Raw genomic sequence first — 23,289 nt, 5'->3', positions numbered from 1 at the left:
TGAAAGGCCGGGTTACGATTATCCGTGAGGTTTTTGGCGGGAATAGGAGAAGGGGTTCCGACGGCCCCGCTGTCTTGTTTCTTGTTGCTTCAGGCAGGCAATCACCTCCGCGTCCTCGACCTGCTCAAATTGCCGATAGAACTGGCCGACGGCCTGGAAGTTCCACGGCGCGTACAGGCAGACGGTTTCGTCGGCGCCTGCTTCCACCTTTCTCAGGCTGTCCGGCGCGGCGACCGGAATGGCGCAGATCAAGCGTTGCGGTTGTTGTGCACGCACGGCGTGCAGGGCGGCCAGCATCGTGGCGCCAGTGGCCAGGCCGTCGTCGACGACGATTACGACGCGGCCGCGGGCATTGGCTGGCGGTACGCCGGGCGAGTAGAGCGCCCGCCGTTGGGCGAGTTCGTGCAATCGGCGCGTTTTTTCCTGCTGCAGCCATTTTTCGTCGGCTTCGGCGGGGTCGGAGACGAAGGTATGGCCGGCTTCGTCGATGGCGCCGATGGCGTATTCGGGGTTCCAGCGCGAACTGAGCTTGTGCACGAGCACCACATCCAGTTCGCCACCGAGCGCCTCGGCCAGCGCCGCGCCCATCGGCACGGCGCCGCGCGGGATAGCGAGGACGAGCGGATTCTTGCCGCGCCAGGCGGAGAGCGCGTCCGCCAGTCGGGCGGCGGCGTCGAGGCGGTCGTTGAAGATCATGGTGCGTCTCCTTGTCCTCGATCTGGTTGCAACAGCTCGATCTTGAACTCCGGTTCGTAGGGTGGCACGTTGCATTCGATGATGTCGCAGGGAGCAATGTCGAGCCGCACGCCGACGACATCGGTGCGCACCGGCAGGCGGGTGACGCCGCGATCCACCAGCGTGACGACACGGATTTCCGCCGGCTGTTTGCGGGCCAGATACTCGACCACCTTGAGCAGCGAATGGCCGGAATAGAGCACGTCATCGACGACGAGCACCGTGTAGCCGTTCAGATCAAGCGTGGCGTGCCGGGCTTCTTCGGTGAGGCGCGTTTCCGGGTAGAGCAGCGTCAGATCGTCGGCATAACGCTTGACGGCAAGATCGAGGCGCAACGGTGCCGCGATGCCGAAACGTTGTGCCATGATTCCCGTTAGCCGGTCGGCCAGCGGTGCGCCGCGGCGCAGCACGCCGATCACCGCAACTTGCTGGCGGCCAGTCAGCAGGCCGGCGGCTTGGCAGGCCATTTCATCGATGACGAAGTCGAGTTGGGGCGTGTTGTACAGGCAGGTACGTTTTCCGGGCGGGCGATCCATGATCTTCTCCCTTTCTCCCCATCGTGCGGCGGGCTCCGCCTGTTCAGCATAGTCAATAATCTTTCGTGCCGTCGCGGCGGCCTATACTCAAAGCGCCACGATGGGTGGCGGGCGTGCATGTCCATAAGAAAAGGGGGGCCATGAGTACCGCCGGCGAAAGCGCCTTGCTGACCGACCTCTATCAGCTGACCATGTTGCAGGCGTACCACGATCAGGGCATGAACGAGACGGCGGTTTTCGAGTTCTTCGTGCGCAAGCTGTCGGATGGACGCAATTTCCTGATGGCGGGCGGGCTGGAACAGGTGCTCGATTACCTCGAAAGCCTGCAGTTCACGGCGGACGAGCTGGCGTGGCTGGCTGGCTGCGGCCGCTTCCGCCCGGACTTCGTCGATACCTTGGCGGGCCTCAGGTTTACCGGCGACGTCATGGCGATGCCCGAAGGGGCGCTGTTCTTTCCGGACGAGCCGATCCTGCGCGTGGTGGCGCCGTTGCGCGAGGCGCAGTTCGTCGAAACGCGCCTCGTCAATCTTCTGCAGTTTCAGACGATGATTGCCTCCAAGGCGGCGCGCGTGCGGCTGGCCGCGCCGGGCAAGCTGCTCGTCGATTTCGGCCTGCGCCGCGCGCATGGCGCGGAAGCCGGTTTGCTCTCGGCGCGGGCCAGTTATCTCGCCGGTTTCGATGGCACGTCGAACGTGCAGGCCGGCATGCGCTGGAACATCCCGGTGTTCGGCACGATGGCGCATTCGTTCATTCAGGCGCACGAGAGCGAGCTTTTGGCGTTCGAGCATTTCGTCTGTTCGCATCCGAAAACCACCACCCTGCTCATCGATACGTATGACACGGAGAGGGCCGCGCGCGCCATCGTGCCTTTGGCGCATCGGCTGGCGCGGGAAGGCATCGCCATCCAGTCGGTGCGCATCGACAGCGGCGATCTGGCGCAGCACGCGCGCCGCGTGCGGGCTATCCTCGATGCCGGGAACTTGCCGGCCATCCGGATTTTCGTCAGCGGCAATCTCGACGAATACGAAGTGCACGCGCTGCTTGCCGACGCGGCGCCGATCGACGGCTTTGGCGTCGGCACGCGCATGAATACGTCGGCCGACCGCCCCTACCTCGACTGCGCCTACAAGCTGCAGGAATATGCCGGCCTTGCCCGTCGCAAACGCTCGGAGGGCAAGGCCACGTGGCCGGGGTGCAAACAGGTGTTCCGGCGTTTTGATGCCGACGGCCGCATGGCCGGCGATACGCTGGCGCTGGAAGGCGAAACGCCGCCGGGAGCGCCATTGCTTGGGCAGGTCATGCGGGGCGGACGGCGGATCGAAGCGTCGCCGCCGCTCGTCGCGGTGCGCGATTATGCGGGCGCGCAACTGGCATTGCTGCCGCCCGCCTTGCGCGTCGTGGAGGGCGGGGTGTCGTATCCGGTCGAAGTTTCTGCCCGGCTGCGCGAACTCGCCGAGACGGTCGACCGCCGGGCTATGGCGCCTCCTTGAACGACGCGACTTCCTGCCGGGGGATGGTCTATGCTGGATTTGTCATCGTTTTCACGCTGCAAAGGAGGGAATTATGACCATTTCACGGGAAAAGCTCTTGGCCGAACTGAACAAGGATCTTGAGTGGGAATACGCCGCCGCGATTCAGTACGTGCAGCATGCGTCCACCATGACCGGCGCCAAGTTCGATTCGATCCGCAAGGAGCTTCTGATCCATGCCCAGCAGGAGATGCAGCATGCCGTGTTGCTGAGCGACCACATCGATTTTCTCGGCGGCGTGCCGACCATCGATGTGGAAAAACGCGAAATCTCGCCGGATAGCGTCGAAATGCTGCGTCAGGATCTGGCCGGCGAAGACAACGCGATCACCCGTTACCGGCAGCGCATCACCCAGGCCGAGGCACTCAAGGAATACGGCCTGCGCCGGGTGCTTGAGGATATCCTGGTCCAGGAGGAAGAACACAAGCGCGATATCGCCAACGCGCTGGCGTACTGACGCGCTGACGTATTCCGCGCACAATTTGTCGCTTTAGCTCTGCACTGACTCGACGCGGTAGTAAAATGACGGGCTGCACCGGCGATGGACGAAAAGCACGAAGACCATCGCCGTGTTCACATCTCATAAACGCGAAGGAGAGCAGTCAATGAGTCAGAGTTTCACGCAAACATTCCTCGTCACCCCAGCCCGCCAGGGAGTCGGGCTGACTTCCGTGGCGCTGGGGATTGTGCGCGCCCTTCAACGCCAGGGTGTCGAAGTCAAGTACGCCAAGCCGGTTGCTCAAGGCGACCGCGACAATTCGGTCAAGTTTGCCCAGCAGGTTTTCCAGGCTGAAGTGCCGGCGCCGCTGTCGATGCAGGACGCCTCCGAGCGTATTGCCACCAATCAGTCGAACGAACTGATGGAAGACATCGTCACCCTCTGCATGAAGGCCGGTACGGGAGCCAGCGTACTTGTCGTCGAGGGTCTGCACAGCGATTCCGCCAACCCCTTCACCGCCCAGCTCAATGTCGACATCGCACAGAGCCTGAAGGCCGAGATCGTCGTTGTCGCCGACGTGTCGGCGGACAATGCGCTCAGCGATCTGCACCTGTCGATCAGCCAATTCACCAACGCCGACTGCAAGGTCGCCGGTGTTGTCTTCAACAAGGCCGGCAAGGATTTCGATGCCGCCGCCGCCAAACAGCAACTGGGCAACGTCTGCGTCTGGGGCGTGGTCAACGACAATCCGCTGCTGCTCGCACCGCGTACCAAGGATGTCGCCGACTACCTGAACGCCGAAGTCGTGATGCCGGGCGAAATGGCGACCCGTCGCGTCACCGACACCATCATCGCCGCCCGTTCGGCCTCCGAATTCGTGCCGCGCCTGCGTCCGGGCACGCTGATCATCACCTCCGGCGACCGCCACGACATCATTCTGGTTGCCGCACTCGCCGCCAGCCGTGGTATCCCGCTCGCCGGCCTGATGCTGACGCATTCGAGCTCGATCTCGCCGCAACTGCTCGAACTGGCTACGCCTGCCCTGAACAGCGGCGTGCCGGTCCTGCGCGTCTCCGGCGACAGCTTCTCGAACGCCGTCAAGGTTGGCCAGATCCCGACGTCCGTTCCGCTTGACGACGTCGAGCGCATGAACGCCGTGCTCGATACCGTGGCCGAGCACCTCGATGCCAAGGCCATCACCGGTTCGTTCCATGTGCCGGAAATCATCAAGATGTCGCCGCCGGCTTTCCGCTACCAGCTCATCCAGAAGGCACGCGCCGCGCAGAAGCGCATCGTGCTGCCGGAAGGCGACGAGCCGCGCACCGTCAAGGCCGCCGCGATCTGCGCCGAGAAGGGCATCGCCAAGTGCGTGCTGCTCGCCAAGCGCGACGTCGTCGAAACCGTGGCCGCTTCGCAAGGCATCAAGCTGCCGACCGAAAACCTCGAAATCCTCGATCCGGATGAGATTCGCGAGAAGTACGTCGCGCCGATGGTCGAACTGCGCAAGTCGAAGGGCCTGACCCCCGACCAGGCAACGGCCCAGCTCGAAGACACCGTCGTTCTCGGTACCATGATGCTGGCCGTCGATGACGTCGATGGCCTCGTCTCCGGCGCTGTCCACACCACCGCCAACACCGTGCGTCCGGCGCTGCAGCTGATCAAGACGGCACCGGGCTCGTCGATCGTTTCGTCGGTCTTCTTCATGCTGATGCCCGATCAGGTGCTGGCCTACGCCGACTGCGCGATCAATCCGAATCCGACGGCCGAAGAGCTGGCCCAGATCGCCAAGCAGACCTCGGACAGCGCGGCCGCCTTCGGCATCACGCCGAAAGTTGCGATGATCAGCTACAGCACCGGCAGTTCCGGTCAGGGTGAAGACGTCGAGAAGGTTCGTGCGGCGACCGACATCGCCCACAAGAACTTCCCGGATCTCGTCGTCGATGGTCCGATCCAGTACGACGCCGCTTCCGTGGCCGACGTTGGCAAGCAGAAGGCCCCGAACAGCCCGGTCGCCGGCCAGGCGACCGTGTTCGTCTTCCCGGATCTGAACACCGGCAACACGACCTACAAGGCCGTTCAGCGCAGCGCCAACGTGCTGTCGGTTGGCCCGATGCTGCAGGGTCTGCGCAAGCCGGTTAACGACCTGTCGCGCGGCGCATTGGTCGACGACATCGTGTTCACGATCGCCCTGACCGCCATCCAGGCGGCTTCGATCAAGAACTGATCACTCGGCAGCGTCCGAAGCCAAAAGCCGTCCTTCGCAAGAAGGGCGGCTTCTTTTTTATGTCGGCCGCGCTGGCGGGCGGGGTGCTGGCTCCGTCTCCCCTTCTGTTGCCGCCTCCGTCGCGGCGTCCTTGGCGCAACCGGTACCTTTGTCGTCGGTTCTGAACACGCGATAACGATTCTTGCCCGCCAGCTTGGCCTGATACATCGCCTGATCGGCTTGTCGAACCAGTTGATCGGCGTCGACTTCGTTCGCCTGCGGGAAAAAGGTGACGCCGAGGCTGGCCGATACCTGCAACGTGAGGTCGCCGACATGCACCGGCTGCGAGGCGGCGTCGAGCAGGCGGGTCAAGGTCGGCAGTTGGCCGTCGACGTGGGCCAGATCAAGCAGCACGGCGATGAATTCATCGCCGCCGAGTCTGGCCAGGGTGTCGCCTTCGCGCAAGGTCAGCTTCATGCGCGTGGCGACGATGATCAGCAAGCGGTCGCCGATTTCGTGGCCGTGCGTGTCGTTCACGGCCTTGAAGCCGTCAAGGTCGAGGAAGGCGACGGCCAGACTGGTGCCGTGCCGTTGCGATTGCGTCATCGCCTGATTCAGGCGGTCGGCGAGCAGGACGCGGTTCGGCAGGCCGGTCAGGGCATCGAAGTGGGCGATGTGTTCGAGTTCGTGCTCGTGCTCCTTGAGCCGGGTGATGTCGGTGAACAGGGCGACGAACTGCCGTGCCCGCCCGCGTTCGTCGCGCACGGCGCTGATGGTCAGAATTTCGGCCAGCAGTTTGCCGCTCTTGTGGCGGTTCCAGATTTCGCCGTGCCAGAATCCGTTTTCCTTCAGTTCCCGCCACATCGTGCTGTAGAAGGCCTTGCCGTGGCGTTCGGAGCGGAACAGGCGCGGTGTGTTGCCGATCGCTTCCTCGCGCGCAAAGCCGCTGATCTGGCAAAACGCGTCGTTGACGTCGATGATCGTGCCGACTTCGTCGGTAATGAAAATCCCCTCGCGCGCGTGCGTGAAAACGCTGGCGGCGAGGCGGATTTTTTCTTCCGACTGCTTGCGGGCAGTGATGTTGCGCGCGATGCGCCGGTAGCCGGCACGTTCCCGTCGTTGCGGCGGTTCCGGGGTGGCGAGAATCTCCATCCAGAACGGTTCGCCGTTCTTGCCGCGTAACTGCACTTCGAGCCGCGCGGGCGCTTGCTCTTTCTCGTTCGGTGGCGGCGCATTCTTGAACGTGGCAATGCCTTTTTCGTCGAGAAAGTCGAACAAGTGCCGGCCGATGATTTCTTCCGGCGGGTAGCCGGTGACGCCGGTGAAAGCCGGGTTGACCGAGATGACGCGCAGGTCGCTGCCGGTGATCAGCGTCGCTTCGGCGCAGGCGTCGAAGAGCGTGGCGTTGATCCGCTGCAGGCGCTCGAACTCGGTGCGTTCGGCGGCTCGGGCGAGTTGCCGGCGCAGGAAGTGGGCGGCCAGCAGGATGACCGCCAGCAGGGCGGGCGCGACGATCGACAGCAGCGTCCGCGTTGCCGTGCGCCACGGGCCCAGCGCATGCTTGCGGTCGATGTGGGTGACGACCACGAACGGGTAGAGGCGCGAGACACGGAAGGCGCTCAGGTGGCCGCTGTCGGTGTCGAGGTTCTTGAAGCGCCCGGTGGCGCTGCCGGATTCGTCGATGCGCCTGATCGTTGCTTCCTCGCGGCTGCCCGGCGGGCGGTCATGGCCTGACGACATCAGCAGCGTGCCGTCGTAGCGCAGGACATCGACGAGGCCTTGCTCGTCCTCCAGGCGTTCGGCGAACTGATTGACGAAATAGCCCGGATTGAAGGCGAGGAGCAGGAACAGTGTGCGTTCGCCGACGTGCAGTTGCTGGGCGACGGGGACGAAGCCCAGCGCGTCGGTGCTGGCCGGTGCCCGGTGGCTGGTCGAGGCGCCGCTGGCGAAGTCGCGGCCGGTCCACGGCGGGCCGATGCGGAGCACGTCGGGATTGTTGGCGGCCAGCGGCAGGAAGGTGTCGGTGGCCGGGGTCAGGCCGAGATTGGCTGGATTCGTGCTGATGAAAATGCGGCCATCCTCGTCGAGCAGCGAGATCGAACGCAGGAAAGGAGTGCGGCGCAGGATCGTGTCGAGCGCTGCCTGCAGGGCTTCCGGGTCGGTGGTGGCGGTCTTGTGCGCGAGGACGCTGGCCGTCAGGTAGTGTGCGGCGTGCAGGCTCTGCGTCAGTAGATCCTCGAAGCCGCGGGCGTGGACGGACGAGCGTTCGAAGCCGCTGGCGATCGCTTCGGCGCGCAGCGTCTTGACCGTGTAGGCCGTGATCGCCAGCATGCCGCCGACGAACAGCAACAGCGCTACCAGGTAGGTGCGTTGCAGTTGGCGGGTGCCAGGGGCGGTCATGGCGCGAGGATGGTCTCGAGTTTGTGGCGCCGGGCAGCTTCGCGCAGGCGACCGTCGCGCTTGATGTCGCTGACGAAGCGCTCGACGCGGGCGTACCAGCCGTCGTCGCCCGGCTTCATGGCATAGGCGTAAGGGGTGATGTGGTAGGTGGTTGGCGGTGCCACCAGCCGGGCCCAGTCGGCGTTGGCGAGGAAACGCTGGCTGTATGGGTAGTCGGTCATGAACACGTCGGCGCGGCCCGAATGAACCTCCTGTTCGCGCGCGAACGGCGTGTCCACCACCAGCAACTGCGCCGCCTTCAGTTTTTCGCGCATGACCGGCTCGTGCAGCGTTCCCTTGGCCACGGCGACGACGCTGTCCGGTTTGTCGATGTCACCCCATTGCTGGATGCGCCGATTGCTGCGCGCGACGATGGCGTAGATGTCGCTGGCCAGATGCGGGCGGGTGAAGCGCAGCTTCTCGGCGCGTTGCGGCGTGATGCCGATGGCGAACATGGCGATGTCGCAGCGCTCCCCGGTGACGTCGTCGATCAGCCGGGCGAACGAGCTGTCGATGAACTCGACGGCGACGCCGAGGTCCTTGCCGAGGGCGTGCGCCATGTCGATGTCGATGCCCGACAGCATGAGTGTTTTCGGGTTGCGATAAGTGATGCCGTAATAGTCGGGCCAGATGCAGACGCGCAGGCGCTGGCTGGCGGCGATGCGTTCAAGGCGGGTGGCGCTGGCGGCTCCGGCGGGGCTGCTTTTCGGCTCGGCGCCGCGCGCCACCGCCGGGAGAAGGATCGCGGCGCTGGACACAAGCGCCAGAAGGAAGGAAGAGCATCGCATCGGCATCGACTCCCCAAAACAGTTCGGGTCCAATCGATGATACCCGATTGCTGCGACGGATTCCCCCTCGCTTTGACGTGACTGCGTTCGGGCATGAGGGACGGGCCGCGCCGATCGGGTATCGAGCATGACCACGGTGCCGGAATCGACACCTGTTTGCGCTAATATGATGCTTATACGTTCATAGGAGTTCCCGCATCATGAACACGTTATTTACTCCTCTCTCACTGGGCGCGTTGACCGTGCCGAACCGGGTTTTCATGGCGCCGCTCACCCGTTGCCGCGCCGGCGAAGATCATCTGCCCAACGCCCTGATGGCCGAATACTACGCGCAACGGGCCAGCGCCGGCCTGATCGTTGCCGAGGCAACGATGGCGATGCCGCGCCATTCCGCGTTCTGGAAGGAGCCGGGTATTCATTCCGAGGCGCAGGTGGCCGGCTGGCGGCTCGTCACCGACGCGGTGCACGCGGCGGGCGGGCGCATCTTCCTGCAAATCTGGCATGGTGGACGGGCTTGCCATCCGCTGCTCAACGAGGGCGCGCGCCCGGTCGCGCCGAGCGCCATCGCGATTTCCGGCGATGAAGTCAATACGCCGCAGGGCAAGCAGCCGTATGTGATGCCGCGCGCCCTGCGCGATGACGAATTGCCGGGCATCGTCGATGGTTTCCGGCGGGCGGCCGCGAATGCGCGCGCAGCCGGGTTCGACGGCGTCGAAGTGCATGCGGCCAACGGTTACCTGCTCGACGAGTTCCTGCGCGATGGGGCGAACAAGCGCAGCGGCGCCTATGGCGGGCCGATCGAAAACCGGGCCCGCCTGCTGCTCGAAGTGCTCGAAGCGGTGTGCGGCGAACTGGGTGGCGGCCGTGTCGGCGTGCGCGTCTCGCCGCTCAACAGCTTCAACAGCATGTTCGACAGCGATCCGGTCGCGCTCTATTCGTGGCTGGCCAAGCGGCTCAACGATTTCGACCTGGCGTACCTGCACGTGATGCGCGGCGACTTTTTCCAGAAGCAGCAGGGCGATGTGCTGACGCCGGTACGCGAACGCTACGACGGCGTGCTGGTTGGCAACATGGGCTATTCGCCGCAGGAGGCCGAGGCGGCCATCGCCGCCGGACAGGTCGATGCCGTGGCGTTCGGCCTCGCCTTCCTGGCGAATCCCGATCTGCCGGCCCGCATCAAGGCTGGGGCACCGCTCAATGCGCCGCGCCCCGAAACCTTCTACAGCGAAGGGGCCGCCGGCTACACCGACTATCCGGCATGGGAGGGCGCGTGACGGTGGCCATGTCCGAATCGCCGTGTGCGCAAGGGGCGGCGGATGCCGCCGAAGGTTTTGTCGTGCTGTGCCTGTGCGCCGACTGGTGCGGCACCTGTCGTGAGTACCGGCCGGCGTTCGATGCGTTGGCCGAGCAGTTTCCGGGGGTTGGCTTCGGCTGGCTCGATATCGAGGATCACGCTGACCTGATGGGCGACCTCGACATCGAAAACTTCCCGACCCTGCTCATCGTGCGGCGCAATCTGGTCCTGTTTTTCGGGACGATGCTGCCGCATATCGGGCATTTGCGGCGGACGATCGAAACCTTCCTCGAACAGGGGCTCGACGAGAGCCGTCAGTACGTCGGCTCGAACGCCGAGCGGCGCGCATGGCAGGCCGATGATGACCTGCGCCGACTTGCCGGGCAATGGCCGGCGGCGTTGGCTGGATGAACGGCCGGCGTTTCTTGCCGGCCGGTTTTTTTTCAAAGGATCAAATCCATGCCTGAAGGGACTTACCCCGTCCATGAGGGGCGGGCGTTGCGCAGCCGTTTGCCGCGCTGGCTGCTTTCGATCGTCCTCCTGTTGCTCTTCGCGCTCCTCGGCTATCAGCTCTGGCTGAGCCATGAGGATCAGATCAGGACGGCCGAAATCAGCACGCGCAATCTGGCGGCGATTTTTGAAACGCGGCTGGAGGCAACGCTGCGCCGAACCGACGCCGATCTGATCGCGCTCGGGCTGGAAATTCCGCCGGAAGCGCTGCTCAAGGAGAATGTGCCGCTGTTCCAGCAGGAGATGAGCAATCGCCTCAATGGTCGCTTGTTCAACGTCGAACGCAGCGATGGCTTTCACGTTTTCGACGTCGAGGGCGATGCGCTTTACTCGTCGGACGCCGTCCCGGCGCACCGCATGAATGTCGCCGACCGCGAGTATTTCAGGCGTCTGCGTGACGATCCCCAGGGGCTCGTATTTTCGGAGGTGGTGACCAGCCGTATTTCCGGGCGCGACATTCTCGTGCTCGCCAGAGCCTTGCGCGATGCCCATGGAACCTTCCTCGGCGTGGTGATCAACCCGATCGATCTTGACCATTACCGGCAACAGTTCAGTTCCGTCAACCTGGGCCAGCAGGGCGTCATCTCGCTGGTCCGCTCCGATACCCATGCGCGCGTCGTGCGCTGGCCGGAAATGCCGGGGGGAACCAATCAGCCGTTGCCTCCTGATCATCCGGCCGTCAGCCGCCTGCCAGCGCCGGGCGGCGAGGTCACCTTGCTGCATGACGTCGATGCCGTCCATCCGGCGCTCATCATGAGCCTCAAGACGATGCGGACCTATCCGTTCTATTTTGCCGTCGGCGTTGGGCGCGATGAAATATTGGCGGGCTGGTACGCCCAAGTCAGGCTGGTGGGCGTGTCGATCCTGTTGATTGCCGGCCTGGTCGGCGTGCTGCTGTTCCGGCTGGGCCGCATGCGCCAGCGCGAGGCCGGCATCCTCACGGATCTGGCGCAAAGCGAGCGGCAATATACGAAGCTCGCGCAGGCGGTGCCGGTGGGGATTGCCCATTTCGACCGGGAAGGGCGTCACACCTACGTCAATGACCGCTATCTTCTGCTGACCGGGCGGAGTCGCGAAGCGCTCATCGGCCGCACCTGGTCCGAGGTCGTCGATCCCGAGGATTCGGCGCTCCTGCGCGCGACGTGGGGGCAAATTCTGGCGGCCGGCGACGTGGCGGCATGCGAATTCCGTCTGGTGCGGCCCGATGGCGTGCCGGTGCATGTGTTCGGCGAGGCCAAGACGGAGACGGCGCCGGACGGCACCCTGATCGGCTATTTCACCGCGCTGACCGACATCACCCAGCGCAAGCAGGCGGAGGCGGAATTGCTCGTCGCCAAGCAGCAGGCCGAGAGCGCCAACCTGGCCAAGACCCGCTTTCTGGCCGCGGCCAGCCATGATCTCCGGCAGCCGATCCAGGCCATCAATCTGTTCAGCGATGCCCTCGGGCGTACGCCGCTGAACGAAGAGCAGCAGTCGATTGCTCGCTATCTGACGATGTCGGTGCGCCTGCTCGGCGAACTGCTGTATTCGTTGCTCGACATCTCGAAACTCGAGGCGGGGCTCGTCAAGCCGCAGATGCAGCCGGTGTCGGTCGAGGATCTGCTCAAGGTCATCGACGCCGAATTTTCGCCGCTGGCGTGCGAGCGGCGGTTGCGCTTCAAGCTGTTCTATCCCTTTGCCAGTCCGGTGTTGATGACCGATTCGGCGCTCTTGCTGAGCGTTCTGCGCAATCTGGTGGACAACGCCTTCAAATACACCGAGAAGGGCGGGGTGCTGGTCGGCGTCCGCCGGCACGGCGAACGGGCGTTGATCCAGGTCTGGGATACCGGTGTCGGCATCGATCCGCGTTACGGCGATCAGCTGTTCGAAGAGTGCTTCCAGGTCGGCAATCCGATGCGCGACCGCACCAAGGGGCTGGGTATCGGCCTGGCGATCGCGCGCCGGACGGCACGCCTTTTGGGCGGTGACGTGATCTTTCATTCGCGGCCGGGCCGAGGGTCGGTGTTCGAGGTGTCGCTGCCGCTGGCCGACGCGTCAGACATTTCCATGGATGATCTCGGCGATACGGAGGCCGAGGATGGCCAGTGGCCCGGAGGCGCGGCGGGCGAAGATGCTTCGCTGCTCGCTGGCTGGCGCGTCGTGGTGGTCGAGGATGATCCCGTGGTGGCGAAGTCGGTCGAGTTTTCGCTGCAATCGCTCGGCATTGACGTGAGCGTTTTTCAGGATGCGGAGAAGGCCTTGGCATCACCGGCCATTGCTGCGGCCGACTTTTACGTGACCGATTTCAGCATGCCGGGGATGAACGGCCTGCAACTTCTGGCGGCGATCAAACAGCGGGTCGGTCATCCGATCGACGCGGTGCTGATCACCGGTGAAACGTCGCCGGAGCGTATCCGGCAAGCATCAGACGCGCACTGGCCGGTGTTGTTCAAACCGGCCGAACTGTCCGGCCTGCTGGCGGTGATGAACCGGGCGGCCCGGCGTCGTGCACGCGGGGTCGACGCTCCCTCAGCGGTGGCCGATTTGCCCTGAATCCTCCGGTTTGAACTGCTTTAACGCAGAGATCGCCCGGCAGAGCCGGGCTCCTACCGTGGCTGTCAGCATCGTAGGAGCGCTTTGCTGCGCGAAAGGAGCGACCACGTGCGCCTCACTCGCCGAGGTAGGCGGCGCGTACTTTCGGGTCTTCGAGCAGTGCGCCAGACTCGCCGGTGAGCGTGATTTCCCCGCTTTCCATGACGTAGCCGCGTTGGCTGACTTCGAGCGCCAGCTTGGCGTTCTGCTCGATCAGCAGCACTGTCATGCCTTCCTTGGCGACGGCGCAGATGACCTCGAAAATCTTCTGCACCATCAACGGGGCCAAGCCCATCGACGGTTCGTCGAGCAGCAGCAGTTTCGGCCGGCTCATCAGGGCGCGGCCGATGGCCAGCATCTGCTGTTCGCCGCCGGAGAGCGTGCCGGCGAGCTGAAAGGCGCGTTCCTTCAGGCGGGGAAAAAGCGAGAAGACGTGCTCCTTGTCGGCTTCGATGCCGTCGTTGTCGCGGCGGCTGTAGGCGCCCATCTGCAGGTTCTCGACGATGCTCATGCGCGGAAAGACGCCACGCCCTTCCGGCACCAGCGCGATGCCTGCGGAGACGAGCTGATGCGGCGGCAGGTTCAGAATTTCCTTGCCGCAATAGCGCACGCTGCCGCCCGCCGCGTTGAGCAGGCGCGCGAGTGCTTTCAGCGTGCTGGTCTTGCCGGCGCCGTTGGCACCGATCAGCGCCACCATCTCGCCCTGATTGACGTGGAAATTGATGCCACGCACTGCCTGAATGCCGCCGTAGGCGACGCGAAGTCCGGTTACCTCAAGCAACGCTGCCTCCCAGATAAGCTTCAATGACTTTCGGATCTTTCTGCACGACGGCGGGGATGTCCTCGCAGATCTTGACGCCGTAATCGAGCACGGCGACCCGGTCGCACAGGCCCATGACCAGCTTGACGTCGTGTTCGATGAGCAGCACGGTGATGCCGTCGGCGCGGATGCCTTCGATCAGCACGCGCAATTCCTCGGTCTCGGTGCCGTTCATGCCGGCGGCCGGTTCGTCGAGCGCCAGCAATTTCGGTTCGGTGGCCAGGGCGCGGGCGATTTCGAGCCGGCGCTGGTCGCCGTAGGACAGGTGTTTCGCCAGATCGTTGGCGCGGTGGTCGATTCCGACGTAATGCAGCAGTTCCTCGGCGCGGCGGTGGATGGCGGCTTCTTCGCGTTTCGTGAACGGGTCGTGCAGGATCGCGCCGAAGACGCCGGCGCGGGTGCGCACATGGCGGCCGACCATGACGTTCTCGATGGCCGTCATGTTGCCGAACAGACGGATGTTCTGGAAAGTGCGGGCGATGCCGCGCTGCGCCGCCTTGTGCGGGGCGCTGGCCTGCAGCTTCTCGCCGTCGAAGTGCAATTCGCCGCCGTCCGGGTGGTAAAGCCCGGTCAACACGTTGAAGAAGGTCGTCTTGCCGGCGCCGTTGGGGCCGATCAGGCCGTAGATTTCGCCGCGCCGGATGCTCAGCGAAACGTCGGTGAGCGCCTTGACGCCGCCGAAGTGCTTGGCAATGGCGCGCGCTTCGAGCAGGGTGGGGCTAACGGTACTCATTCGCCCTCCTTGAGTACATCGGTGGTCGATTCGCCCTTGAATTCGCGGCGGCGGGTGGTCGATGGCCACAAACCGGCCGGCCGGTAGAGCATGACGAGTACCAGCGCCAGGCCGAAGAGCAGCATGCGCAGCGCTTCCGGGTCGAGCAGGATCTTGCCGAAGATGGCCTGCTGGACCGGGCCGGCGCTGTGGCGGAAGAATTCCGGCAGCACGGTCAGCATGAGGCCGCCGAGGATGACGCCGGGGATATGGCCCATGCCGCCGAGCACGACCATGCACAGCACCATCACCGATTCCATCAGGTTGAACGACTCGGGGCTGACGAAGCCCTGGAAACCGGCGAACAGGCCGCCGGCGACGCCGCCGAAACTGGCGCCCATGGTGAAGGCGAGCAGCTTGATGTTGCGCGTGTTGATGCCGCAGGCCTTGGCGGCGATCTCGTCCTCGCGGATGGCCACCCAGGCGCGCCCGATGCGCGAATCCTCCAGCCGGATGGTGACGAAAATGATCAGCAGCGCCAGCGCCAGGAACAGGAAGTAGTAGGCGTGCAGCGACGGGATCGTGAAGCCGAGAAAAGTGAGCGGCTTGGCCAGCGTGATGCCGCCCAGGTGGATCGGGTCGATGCCGGAAATGCCCTGCGGACCGTTCGTGATATTGACCGGTGCGTTCAGGTTGTTCATGAAGATGCGCACGATCTCGCCGAAGCCGAGCGTGACGATGGCCAGGTAGTCGCCGCGCAGGCGCAGCGTCGGCGCGCCGAGCAGGGCGCCGGCAAAGCCGGCCAGCACGGCGCCACACGGGATGATGACCCAGATCGGCACGTGCAGCCCGAAGTGCGGGCTGGCCAGCAGCGCGTACAGATAGGCGCCGACGGCATAGAAGGCGATGTAGCCCATGTCGAGCAGCCCGGCGAAGCCGACCACGATGTTCAGGCCGAGCGCCAGCATGATGTAGAGCAGCGCGAAATCGACGATGCGCAGCCAGGAATTACCGAGCGCGTTGCCGACCGCGAACGGCAATACCGCCAGCACGAGGCCGAGGACAGCGGTCGCGGCGATGGCCGCACGTTTGTCGTGACGCAGGGATTCGAGTGTCAGTGTGGTCATTAGGCACGCTCCGAAACGCGTTCGCCGATCAGGCCCGAGGGGCGGAAGATGAGCACGCCGATCAGCACGAAGAAGGCGAAGATGTCCTGGTAGTGGCTACCGAGGAAACCGCCGGTCAGGTCGCCGATGTAGCCGGCGCCGAGTGCCTCGATTAGCCCGAGCAGGATGCCGCCGAGCACGGCGCCGGCGATGTTGCCGATGCCGCCCAGTACCGCCGCGGTGAACGCCTTCAGGCCGAGCATGAAGCCCATGTAGTAATGCGCGATCGAGTAGTTGGCGCTGACCATCAGGCCGGCGACGGCGGCCAGCGCCGAGCCGATGACGAAGGTGGCAGAGATGATCTTGTTGATATCGACGCCCATCAGCTGGGCGATCTGCGGGTTTTCCGAGGTGGCGCGCATGGCACGGCCGAAGCGCGTGTGGTTGATGAGCACCATCAGGCCGGCCATCATCAATCCGGCGATCAGCACAATGGCGACCTGCAGGCTGGTGATCGTCGCCCCGAAAATCTCATGGGCGGAAGCCGGCAGGATCGGCGGGAAAGCGTGGTAGTTGCGCCCCCAGACGAGCATCGCCGTGTGTTGCAGGATGATCGAAATGCCGATGGCGGTGATCAGTGGCGCCAGCTTGTGCGCACGGCGCAACGGCCGATAGGCGATGCGTTCGACGGAAAAGCCGATCGCCATGCATACCAGCGCGGCGGCAGCGAGCGCGATCAGGATGACGGCAAAGACGGGCAGGCCACTGGCGGCCAGCGCCTTGACGACGGAGAGCGCGACCATGGCGCCGATCATGACCACTTCGCCGTGCGCGAAGTTGATCAGCCCCATGATGCCGTACACCATCGTGTAGCCCAGCGCGACCAGGGCGTAGATGCTGCCGAGCACCAGGCCGTTGATGATTTGCTGGATGAAAATGTCCATCGTGTCTTGAATCCGGGAGTGAGGCGTTAAAACCGCTGGATGGCAAACGCTCATCCGGCCAGCCAGCGGCTAGTAGTCAGTCAACGAAAAAAGCGAACCACCAAGGCACCAAGCACACCAAGAGAGCACCAAGTTAACGTCCTGTTTTCTTGGTGAATCTTTGTGTTCTTGGCGTCTTGGTGGTGAAGCATTTGTCCATGCCCTTCAATATGACTGACTATCGGCTAATTACTTGGCTTCGTCCTTCTTCGGCTCTTCAGCCGGTGCGGCGGGGGCGCCGCCGATGGTTTCGCGGTACTCCCACTTGCCATCCTTGACCTGATAGAGCGAAATGGCGCCGCCCTTCAGGTCGCCCTTGTCGTCGAACTGGATCTTGGCCGACACGCCCTGATAGTCGGTCTTGCCGATTTCAGGCAGGTATTTGGCCGGTTCGACCGAGTTGGCGCGCTTCATGGCTTCGGCCATGACCATCACGGCGTCGTACACATAGGGCGCGTACAGCTGGATCTGGCCATACTTGGCGTTGAACGTGTCGCCGAACGCCTTGCCGCCCGGCATCTGGTCGAGCGGCACGCCCGGCAGCGAACAGAACTGGCCTTCGCTGGCTTCGCCGGCGAGCTTGATGAATTCCGGCGTGCAGGCGCCGTCGCCGGTCAGGAATTTGGCTTTCAGGCCGAGCGACTTCATCTGCTTGGCCATCGGTCCGCCCTGGGCGTCCATGCCGCCGTAGAAGATGACGTCAACCTTCTTCGACTTGATCTTGGTCAGGATGGCCGCGAAATCGGTGGCCTTGTCGTTGGTGAATTCGCGCGTGGCGACCTTGCCGCCGGCGGCGACAACGCCCTTCTCGACTTCGTCGGCCAGCCCCTGCCCGTAAGCGGTGCGGTCATCGACGATGGCGACGGTCTTGCCAGCCAGCTGCTTGATGGCGTATTCGCCGAGTACCTTGCCCTGTTGCACGTCGTTGGCCATGACGCGGAAGGCGGTGGCAAAGCCCTGCTGGGTGTATTTCGGGTTGGTCGATGACGGCGAGATCTGCGGGAGGCCGGCGTCGAAGTAGATTTTCGAGGCGGGGATCGTGGTGCCGGAATTGAGGTGGCCGATGACGCCGTTAACCTTGGCGTCGACCAGCTTCTGGGCGACGATGGTGCCCTGCTTCGGGTCGGCCTGGTCGTCTTCGGCAACCAGCGTGAACTTGACCTTCGAGCCGCCGATTTCGACGCCCTGGCCGTTCAGCGCGTCGATCGCCATGCGGGCGGCGTTTTCATTGTCCTTGCCGAGATGGGCCTGCGGGCCGGTCAGCGGGGCGACGTGGCCGATGGCGACGGAAATTTCTGGCTTGGCGGCCTCGGGGGCGGCAACGGGCGCGGCTTCTGGCTTCGGTTCTTCCTTCTGGCCGCAGCCGATCATGGCGAGGGCGGCGGCGACGGCGAGTGTCATGCTGGAAAGGCGTGAATGCTGCATCTTGATTTACCTCCGGAAGCGTTGGGTGGGAAAAAGGTTCTGGCAGTTACGGACGTGTGACGTGGCCGGCGGACGCATGATTCGTGCCATCAGCCGACGGAGGGGAGCGCAAGTGCTTGCGGCTAAATCGAGTGCAGCGCGATTGGCTGCAAGCACTGCTTTGGTGCGGCGGATAAAACAACGCCCCGTCGCGGTGTGGTACCGGCGGGGCGTTGTGAGGGGCTTCTGCTGGAGAGTCTCGCGGGCCAGCGGGCCGGCTTCGTCCGCCGCGACCGGGGAGTCGGCGGCAAGGCGTGGGACGAAGCCGGGGAGGTTCATGTTCTTCTTTGGCTGGTGGCGGCGGGCTCCCGGGGATTAGCGGCGCTTGAGCTGATCGAGGTCGCGTACCGCGCCTTTGGCCGCCGACGTGGCCATCAGCGCGTAAGCCTGCAGCGCCTTGGAAACGATGCGCGGGCGTGGCTTGGCCGGTTGCCAGGCTTGGTCCTTCTTCGCTTCCATCGCATCGCGGCGGGCTTCGAGGTCGGCGTCGGAAATCATGAGCTGAATGCTGCGGGCGGGGATGTTGATCTCGATGGTGTCGCCGTCTTCGATCAGGCCGATGGCGCCGCCTTCAGCGGCTTCCGGCGAGGCGTGGCCGATCGACAGGCCCGAGGTGCCGCCCGAGAAACGGCCGTCGGTGAGCAGCGCGCAGTCCTTGCCGAGTCCCTTCGACTTGAGATACGAGGTCGGGTAGAGCATTTCCTGCATGCCCGGGCCGCCTTGCGGGCCTTCGTAGCGGATGACGACGACGTCGCCGGCTTTGACTTCGTCGCCGAGAATGCCTTGCACGGCCGCGTCCTGGCTTTCGAAAACCTTCGCCTTGCCGGTGAATTTCCAGATGCTTTCATCGACGCCCGCCGTCTTGACGATGCAGCCGTCTTCGGCAATGTTGCCGAACAGCACGGCGAGGCCGCCTTCCTGCGAGTAGGCATTGGCCTTGTCGCGGATACAGCCGTGCGTGCGGTCGAGGTCAAGTTCGTTGAAGCGCTTGTCCTGCGAGAAGGCGACTTGGGTTGGGATGCCGCCCGGCGCGGCGCGGTAGAACTCGTGCACCTTGATGTCCTGTCCGTGGCGCATGACGTCCCACATGTCGAGCGCCTCGCCGAGGTTCTTGCCATGCACGGTCGCGGTCTTGCGGTGGATCAGGCCCGCCCGGTCGAGTTCGCCGAGAATGCCGAAGATGCCGCCGGCGCGATGCACGTCCTCGATGTGGTACTTGTCGGTCATCGGAGCGACCTTGCACAGGCAGGGCACCTTGCGCGAGATGCGGTCGATGTCGGCCATCGTGAAATCGACGCCGGCTTCCTGCGCGACGGCCAAGAGGTGCAACACGGTGTTGGTCGAGCCGCCCATGGCGACGTCGAGCGTCATGGCGTTTTCAAAGGCTTCGAAGGTGGCGATGCCGCGCGGCAGCACCGAGGCGTCGTCTTTCTCATAGTAACGGCGGCAGAGTTCGACGATCTGGCGGCCGGCCTTGAGGAACAGTTCCTTGCGGTCGGCGTGGGTGGCGACGAGCGTGCCGTTGCCCGGCAGCGACAGGCCGAGCGCCTCGGTTAGACAATTCATCGAGTTGGCGGTGAACATGCCGGAGCAGGAACCGCAGGTCGGGCAGGCGGAGCGTTCGATGGCGTCGACGTCGGCGTCGCAGACGGAACTGTCGGCCGCCTGGACCATGGCGTCGACGAGGTCGAGGTGAATGACCTTGCCGTGCAGCACGACCTTGCCGGCTTCCATCGGGCCGCCGGAAACGAAGATGGTCGGGATGTTGACGCGCATCGCGGCCATCAGCATGCCCGGGGTGATCTTGTCGCAGTTGGAAATGCAGACCATGGCGTCGGCGCAGTGGGCGTTGACCATGTACTCGACCGAGTCGGCGATCAGGTCGCGCGAGGGCAGCGAGTAGAGCATGCCGTCGTGGCCCATGGCGATGCCGTCATCGATGGCGATGGTGTCGAATTCCTTGGCGACGCCGCCGGCCGCTTCGATCTCGCGTGCCACCATCTGACCGAGGTCCTTGAGGTGCACGTGGCCCGGCACGAACTGGGTGAAGGAGTTGACGACGGCGATGATCGGCTTGCCGAAGTCGCCATCCTTCATGCCGGTGGCGCGCCAAAGCGAGCGGGCGCCAGCCATGTTGCGGCCGTGGGTCGAGGTGCGGGAACGGTAATCGGGCATGTCGGGGTCTCCTTGAAAGCGATTTGCGGACGCAAACGTCGAATTGGTCAATTCTACCGAAAGAGCGTCGGAAAGAGTTCGCTGGCGAAGCCGGCTGACGGAAAAGGAACAGCGGTGCTCATCCGGTGGGAAGCGCGTCTTTCGCGATGGCCGACGAAGCGCTTCCTATGCCGGGAAATGACGGCATGTTCGCCGCTATCGGTGGGTATAATGTTTTTCACCATGATGACCTTTCCCCAGTTCGATCCGGTGGCCTTCTCGTTGGGGCCTTTTGCTGTCCGCTGGTATGGCCTGATGTATCTGGCGGCCTTCCTCCAGTTCTGGTGGCTCGGCAAGCTGCGCATTCAGACGCATCCGTATTACCAGCGCACCGGCTGGACCGTGCAGCATCTCGACGATCTGCTGTTTTACGGCGTGCTCGGCGTCATCGTTGGTGGCCGCTTGGGCGAAGTGCTGTTTTACGCGCCTGGCTACTATTTTTCGCACCCGACGCAGATTTTCGCGGTCTGGAAAGGCGGCATGTCTTTCCACGGCGGCTTTCTCGGCGTGCTGGTGGCGATGACGCTCTTCGCTCGCAAGACGGGCAAGCACTGGCTCGAAATCACCGACTTTATCGCCCCGCTCGTGCCGCTCGGCCTGGCCGCCGGCCGCATCGGCAACTTCATCAATGGTGAATTGTGGGGGCGGGTCGCCGATCCCTCGTTGCCGTGGGCGATGGTCTTTCCGCATGTCGATAACCTGCCGCGCCATCCGTCGCCGCTCTATCAGGCGGGGCTGGAGGGCGTGGCGCTGTTCATCATCCTGTGGTTGTTTGCGCGCGGCGACCGGCCGCGTGGTGCCGTATCCGGTGCGTTCCTCGCTGGCTATGGCTGTTTCCGTTTTCTGGCCGAGTATTTCCGTACGCCGGATGCCGGAATTTTCGGGTTGTCGGAAGTCATCAGCATGGGGCAGTGGTTGTCCCTGCCAATGATTGTGGCCGGTGGTGTCATGCTGGCCTGGGCTTATCGGCAGCGTGTTTGACGCCCGTCTGCGAGCACGTGTGGCTTTCGCTCGCCTGACGGTTGATCGGGAGAAACGAAGTGTCCGAAGGAATTGTTGCACGGGGTATCGAAAAGGTCCGCAAGTTGCTCGGCGAGCGGGAAACCGACGGTGGTTTGAGTGCCCGCAAGCTGGCGCAGGTGCAGGAGCAACTCAAGGAATGTGTGGCGGGGGCCGGAGGTGAAATCTCGGCCCGTCAGCGTGCGGTGCGGCTGGCCGAAACGTATCTCGGGCTGGGCGATGCCGGGCGCTTGGCCTTCCTGCGGCTGATCGCGACGGAGTTCGGGCCGGACCCGAAAGCGGTGGCCAGGGCGCACGAAAAATATCAGGCGGCGATCGGCAACGATGAGCAATGGGCCGCCGAGTCGGCGTTGCGGGCGGCGATGCGTTCGTCGCGCCTGCGCATCCTGACGCAGTTCAATGCGATGCCGCAGGGCGTCAAGTTCCTGGTCGACCTGCGTGCCGACCTGTTGCGTCTGCAGGAGAAAGACCCGGCACTGCGGGCTCTGGATCGCGAACTCGAAACGCGGCTCTCTGCTTGGTTCGACGTCGGCTTCCTTGAACTGCAGCGCATCTCGTGGAATTCCCCGGCGGGGCTGCTTGAGAAACTGATCGAGTACGAAGCGGTGCACGAAATCCGTTCGTGGAGCGACCTCAAGAACCGGCTCGATTCGGACCGACGTTGCTACGCCTTCTTCCATCCGCGCATGCCGATGGAGCCGCTGATCTTCGTCGAGGTGGCGCTGGTCGAGGAACTGGCCGACAACGTGCAGGCGCTGCTCGACGAGAAGGCACCGGTGTTCGACGCACAGCGCGCCAAGACGGCCATCTTCTATTCGATCTCGAACACGCAGGTCGGCTTGCGCGGCGTTTCCTTTGGCAACTTCCTGCTGAAGCGCGTCGTCGAGGATCTCAAGCGCGATTTCCCGCGTCTGACGACCTTCGCCACGCTGTCGCCGATCCCCGGTTTGCGGCGCTGGCTGGACAAGAATCCCGAGCTATGGGATCAGGTCTTCAACAAGGAAATGCTCGTGCGCGTCGCACGTCACGCTGCGGAGCTGGGGGCCGCCATCGAATCCGCCGAGGATGTGCGCAAGTTGCTGGCCAGCAATGAATGGGCGGCCCAGCCGCGCCTCGTCCGCGCGCTGCAGCCGGGGCTGACGCGGCTTGCCGCCAAGTACTTCCTGACCGCCAAAAGCGGCGACCGCCCCGTCGATCCGGTGTCGCGTTTCCATCTCGGCAACGGCGCGCGCATCGAGCGCATCAACTATTTTGCCGATACATCCGAAAATGGCCTCAAGCAGTCCTACGGGCTGATGGTGAACTATCTCTACGACCCTGACAGCATCGAGAAGAACGTGGAAGCCTTTTCGCGCGAGGGGACCGTCGTCACCTCCGGCGCGGTGAGGCGCGCGGCACGCGACGATTAGCGTGCCGGCACTCAAACGTTGATTTTTATTGGATAATCGCCGTCTGTACCAACGCAACTTTGTTTCACCCTCGTTAAAGGAAAACGCAATGAATCTGTCGCACATTGAGCATATCGGTATTGCTGTCAAAAGCCTCGACGAAGCCATCCCGTTCTGGGAAAAGCAGCTGGGCCTGAAGTGCTATGCCATCGAAGAAGTGAAGGAACAGAAGGTTCGCACTGCTTTCTTCAAGATCGGCCAGTCGAAGATCGAACTGCTCGAATCGACCGAACCGGACGGCCCGATCGGTAAATTCATCGAGAAGAAGGGCGAGGGCATCCAGCACATCGCCATCGCTGTCAGCGGCATTCAGGAAAACCTGACCGAACTGGAACAGAACGGCGTGCAACTGATCGACAAGGCTCCGCGCAAGGGCGCTGAAGGTCTGGACATCGCCTTCCTGCACCCGAAGTCGACGCACGGCGTGCTGCTCGAGCTGTGTGAAGATCCAAGCAAGAAATAATCCATCCGGATTGTT

The 23,289-nt window shown here is 63.9% G+C and carries 19 protein-coding genes; 9 read left to right on the top strand and 10 right to left on the bottom strand.

All coding sequences use genetic code 11. The features are described from left to right. Positions 1-18: 18 nt before the first annotated feature. Positions 19-696, bottom strand: coding sequence for a phosphoribosyltransferase (locus GH659_RS09275; RefSeq protein WP_153111123.1), 678 nt, complete (start codon positions 694-696; stop codon positions 19-21). Continuing rightward, positions 693-1,271, bottom strand: coding sequence for a bifunctional pyr operon transcriptional regulator/uracil phosphoribosyltransferase PyrR (locus GH659_RS09270; RefSeq protein WP_153111122.1), 579 nt, complete (start codon positions 1,269-1,271; stop codon positions 693-695). The genes GH659_RS09275 and GH659_RS09270 overlap by 4 nt, the downstream gene beginning before the upstream one ends. Before the next feature lie 140 nt (positions 1,272-1,411). On the opposite strand from GH659_RS09270, the gene GH659_RS09265 reads away from it, so the two are divergent. The 3 genes from GH659_RS09265 (at position 1,412) to pta (ending at position 5,463) form a co-directional block, all read left to right on the top strand. Continuing rightward, positions 1,412-2,761 carry a nicotinate phosphoribosyltransferase gene (locus GH659_RS09265; protein ID WP_153111121.1) on the top strand — a complete coding sequence of 450 codons (1,350 nt, stop codon included), beginning with the start codon at positions 1,412-1,414 and terminating at the stop codon, positions 2,759-2,761. A 73-nt stretch (positions 2,762-2,834) separates the two neighbouring features. Further along, a complete protein-coding gene (locus GH659_RS09260; protein WP_153111120.1) occupies positions 2,835-3,257 on the top strand; it encodes a ferritin-like domain-containing protein in 423 nt (140 codons plus the stop codon). Positions 3,258-3,405: 148 nt separating this feature from the next. Next, entirely contained in the window at positions 3,406-5,463 is a 2,058-nt protein-coding gene (pta, locus tag GH659_RS09255) for a phosphate acetyltransferase (protein WP_153111119.1), read from the top strand. Between the two features lie 57 nt (positions 5,464-5,520). Here the strand turns inward: pta and GH659_RS09250 are convergent, their stop codons facing one another. Both GH659_RS09250 and GH659_RS09245 read right to left on the bottom strand, forming a co-directional pair. Beyond that, entirely contained in the window at positions 5,521-7,842 is a 2,322-nt protein-coding gene (locus GH659_RS09250) for a diguanylate cyclase domain-containing protein (protein ID WP_153111118.1), read from the bottom strand. Then, entirely contained in the window at positions 7,839-8,669 is an 831-nt protein-coding gene (locus tag GH659_RS09245; RefSeq protein WP_153111117.1) for an ABC transporter substrate-binding protein, read from the bottom strand. The genes GH659_RS09250 and GH659_RS09245 overlap by 4 nt, the downstream gene beginning before the upstream one ends. A gap of 200 nt (positions 8,670-8,869) precedes the next feature. Between GH659_RS09245 and GH659_RS09240 the strand changes: the two genes are divergently transcribed. The 3 genes from GH659_RS09240 to GH659_RS09230 are packed head-to-tail and all read left to right on the top strand — an operon-like array spanning position 8,870 to position 13,005. Then, positions 8,870-9,943, top strand: coding sequence for an alkene reductase (locus GH659_RS09240; protein WP_153111116.1), 1,074 nt, complete (start codon positions 8,870-8,872; stop codon positions 9,941-9,943). Next, positions 9,940-10,374: a thioredoxin family protein gene (locus GH659_RS09235; protein ID WP_246167791.1), complete on the top strand. Its 435-nt coding sequence runs from the start codon at positions 9,940-9,942 to the stop codon at positions 10,372-10,374. The genes GH659_RS09240 and GH659_RS09235 overlap by 4 nt, the downstream gene beginning before the upstream one ends. Before the next feature lie 48 nt (positions 10,375-10,422). Next, positions 10,423-13,005, top strand: a complete 2,583-nt coding sequence (locus GH659_RS09230) for an ATP-binding protein (RefSeq protein ID WP_153111115.1) — start codon at positions 10,423-10,425, stop codon at positions 13,003-13,005. Positions 13,006-13,120: 115 nt separating this feature from the next. Here GH659_RS09230 and GH659_RS09225 read toward each other — a convergent pair whose 3' ends face one another. The 6 genes from GH659_RS09225 to ilvD form a co-directional block, all read right to left on the bottom strand. Next, the gene (locus tag GH659_RS09225) at positions 13,121-13,849 is read right to left on the bottom strand and encodes an ABC transporter ATP-binding protein (RefSeq protein ID WP_246167790.1); all 729 of its coding nucleotides are present in this window, start codon (positions 13,847-13,849) and stop codon (positions 13,121-13,123) included. Continuing rightward, positions 13,818-14,597, bottom strand: a complete 780-nt coding sequence (locus GH659_RS09220; protein WP_153111114.1) for an ABC transporter ATP-binding protein — start codon at positions 14,595-14,597, stop codon at positions 13,818-13,820. Before GH659_RS09220 ends, GH659_RS09225 begins: the two co-directional genes overlap by 32 nt. After that, positions 14,594-15,703 carry an ABC transporter permease subunit gene (locus tag GH659_RS09215; RefSeq protein ID WP_153111113.1) on the bottom strand — a complete coding sequence of 370 codons (1,110 nt, stop codon included), beginning with the start codon at positions 15,701-15,703 and terminating at the stop codon, positions 14,594-14,596. The genes GH659_RS09220 and GH659_RS09215 overlap by 4 nt, the downstream gene beginning before the upstream one ends. Beyond that, entirely contained in the window at positions 15,703-16,626 is a 924-nt protein-coding gene (locus GH659_RS09210; RefSeq protein WP_153111112.1) for a branched-chain amino acid ABC transporter permease, read from the bottom strand. Before GH659_RS09210 ends, GH659_RS09215 begins: the two co-directional genes overlap by 1 nt. A 228-nt stretch (positions 16,627-16,854) precedes the next feature. After that, the gene (locus tag GH659_RS09205; protein WP_153111111.1) at positions 16,855-18,090 is read right to left on the bottom strand and encodes a branched-chain amino acid ABC transporter substrate-binding protein; all 1,236 of its coding nucleotides are present in this window, start codon (positions 18,088-18,090) and stop codon (positions 16,855-16,857) included. A 354-nt stretch (positions 18,091-18,444) separates the two neighbouring features. Next, entirely contained in the window at positions 18,445-20,304 is a 1,860-nt protein-coding gene (gene ilvD, locus GH659_RS09200; protein ID WP_153111110.1) for a dihydroxy-acid dehydratase, read from the bottom strand. 222 nt (positions 20,305-20,526) lie between these two features. On the opposite strand from ilvD, the gene lgt reads away from it, so the two are divergent. The 3 genes from lgt (at position 20,527) to mce (ending at position 23,274) form a co-directional block, all read left to right on the top strand. Next, positions 20,527-21,324, top strand: a complete 798-nt coding sequence (gene lgt, locus GH659_RS09195; protein WP_153111109.1) for a prolipoprotein diacylglyceryl transferase — start codon at positions 20,527-20,529, stop codon at positions 21,322-21,324. A gap of 59 nt (positions 21,325-21,383) precedes the next feature. After that, a complete protein-coding gene (locus tag GH659_RS09190; protein ID WP_153111108.1) occupies positions 21,384-22,772 on the top strand; it encodes a malonyl-CoA decarboxylase in 1,389 nt (462 codons plus the stop codon). An 88-nt stretch (positions 22,773-22,860) separates the two neighbouring features. Continuing rightward, positions 22,861-23,274: a methylmalonyl-CoA epimerase gene (mce, locus tag GH659_RS09185; RefSeq protein WP_153111107.1), complete on the top strand. Its 414-nt coding sequence runs from the start codon at positions 22,861-22,863 to the stop codon at positions 23,272-23,274. The last annotated feature ends 15 nt before the right edge of the window (positions 23,275-23,289 follow it).

This window comes from Propionivibrio limicola (assembly GCF_009469695.1).
Lineage (GTDB): Bacteria > Pseudomonadota > Gammaproteobacteria > Burkholderiales > Rhodocyclaceae > Propionivibrio > Propionivibrio limicola.
Note: the sequence above shows the minus strand (reverse complement) of the source record. Positions and strands in the feature narration are given on the sequence as shown.

What these genes read in the sequence shown, in the direction of transcription:
- GH659_RS09275 (WP_153111123.1), bottom strand. Translation starts at nt 696, where the DNA reads ATGATCTTCAACGACCGCCTCGACGCCGCCGCCCGACTGGCGGACGCG.
- GH659_RS09270 (WP_153111122.1), bottom strand. Translation starts at nt 1,271, where the DNA reads ATGGATCGCCCGCCCGGAAAACGTACCTGCCTGTACAACACGCCCCAA.
- GH659_RS09265 (WP_153111121.1), top strand. Translation starts at nt 1,412, where the DNA reads ATGAGTACCGCCGGCGAAAGCGCCTTGCTGACCGACCTCTATCAGCTG.
- GH659_RS09260 (WP_153111120.1), top strand. Translation starts at nt 2,835, where the DNA reads ATGACCATTTCACGGGAAAAGCTCTTGGCCGAACTGAACAAGGATCTT.
- pta (WP_153111119.1), top strand. Translation starts at nt 3,406, where the DNA reads ATGAGTCAGAGTTTCACGCAAACATTCCTCGTCACCCCAGCCCGCCAG.
- GH659_RS09250 (WP_153111118.1), bottom strand. Translation starts at nt 7,842, where the DNA reads ATGACCGCCCCTGGCACCCGCCAACTGCAACGCACCTACCTGGTAGCG.
- GH659_RS09245 (WP_153111117.1), bottom strand. Translation starts at nt 8,669, where the DNA reads ATGCGATGCTCTTCCTTCCTTCTGGCGCTTGTGTCCAGCGCCGCGATC.
- GH659_RS09240 (WP_153111116.1), top strand. Translation starts at nt 8,870, where the DNA reads ATGAACACGTTATTTACTCCTCTCTCACTGGGCGCGTTGACCGTGCCG.
- GH659_RS09230 (WP_153111115.1), top strand. Translation starts at nt 10,423, where the DNA reads ATGCCTGAAGGGACTTACCCCGTCCATGAGGGGCGGGCGTTGCGCAGC.
- GH659_RS09220 (WP_153111114.1), bottom strand. Translation starts at nt 14,597, where the DNA reads ATGAGTACCGTTAGCCCCACCCTGCTCGAAGCGCGCGCCATTGCCAAG.
- GH659_RS09215 (WP_153111113.1), bottom strand. Translation starts at nt 15,703, where the DNA reads ATGACCACACTGACACTCGAATCCCTGCGTCACGACAAACGTGCGGCC.
- GH659_RS09210 (WP_153111112.1), bottom strand. Translation starts at nt 16,626, where the DNA reads ATGGACATTTTCATCCAGCAAATCATCAACGGCCTGGTGCTCGGCAGC.
- GH659_RS09205 (WP_153111111.1), bottom strand. Translation starts at nt 18,090, where the DNA reads ATGCAGCATTCACGCCTTTCCAGCATGACACTCGCCGTCGCCGCCGCC.
- ilvD (WP_153111110.1), bottom strand. Translation starts at nt 20,304, where the DNA reads ATGCCCGATTACCGTTCCCGCACCTCGACCCACGGCCGCAACATGGCT.
- lgt (WP_153111109.1), top strand. Translation starts at nt 20,527, where the DNA reads ATGATGACCTTTCCCCAGTTCGATCCGGTGGCCTTCTCGTTGGGGCCT.
- mce (WP_153111107.1), top strand. Translation starts at nt 22,861, where the DNA reads ATGAATCTGTCGCACATTGAGCATATCGGTATTGCTGTCAAAAGCCTC.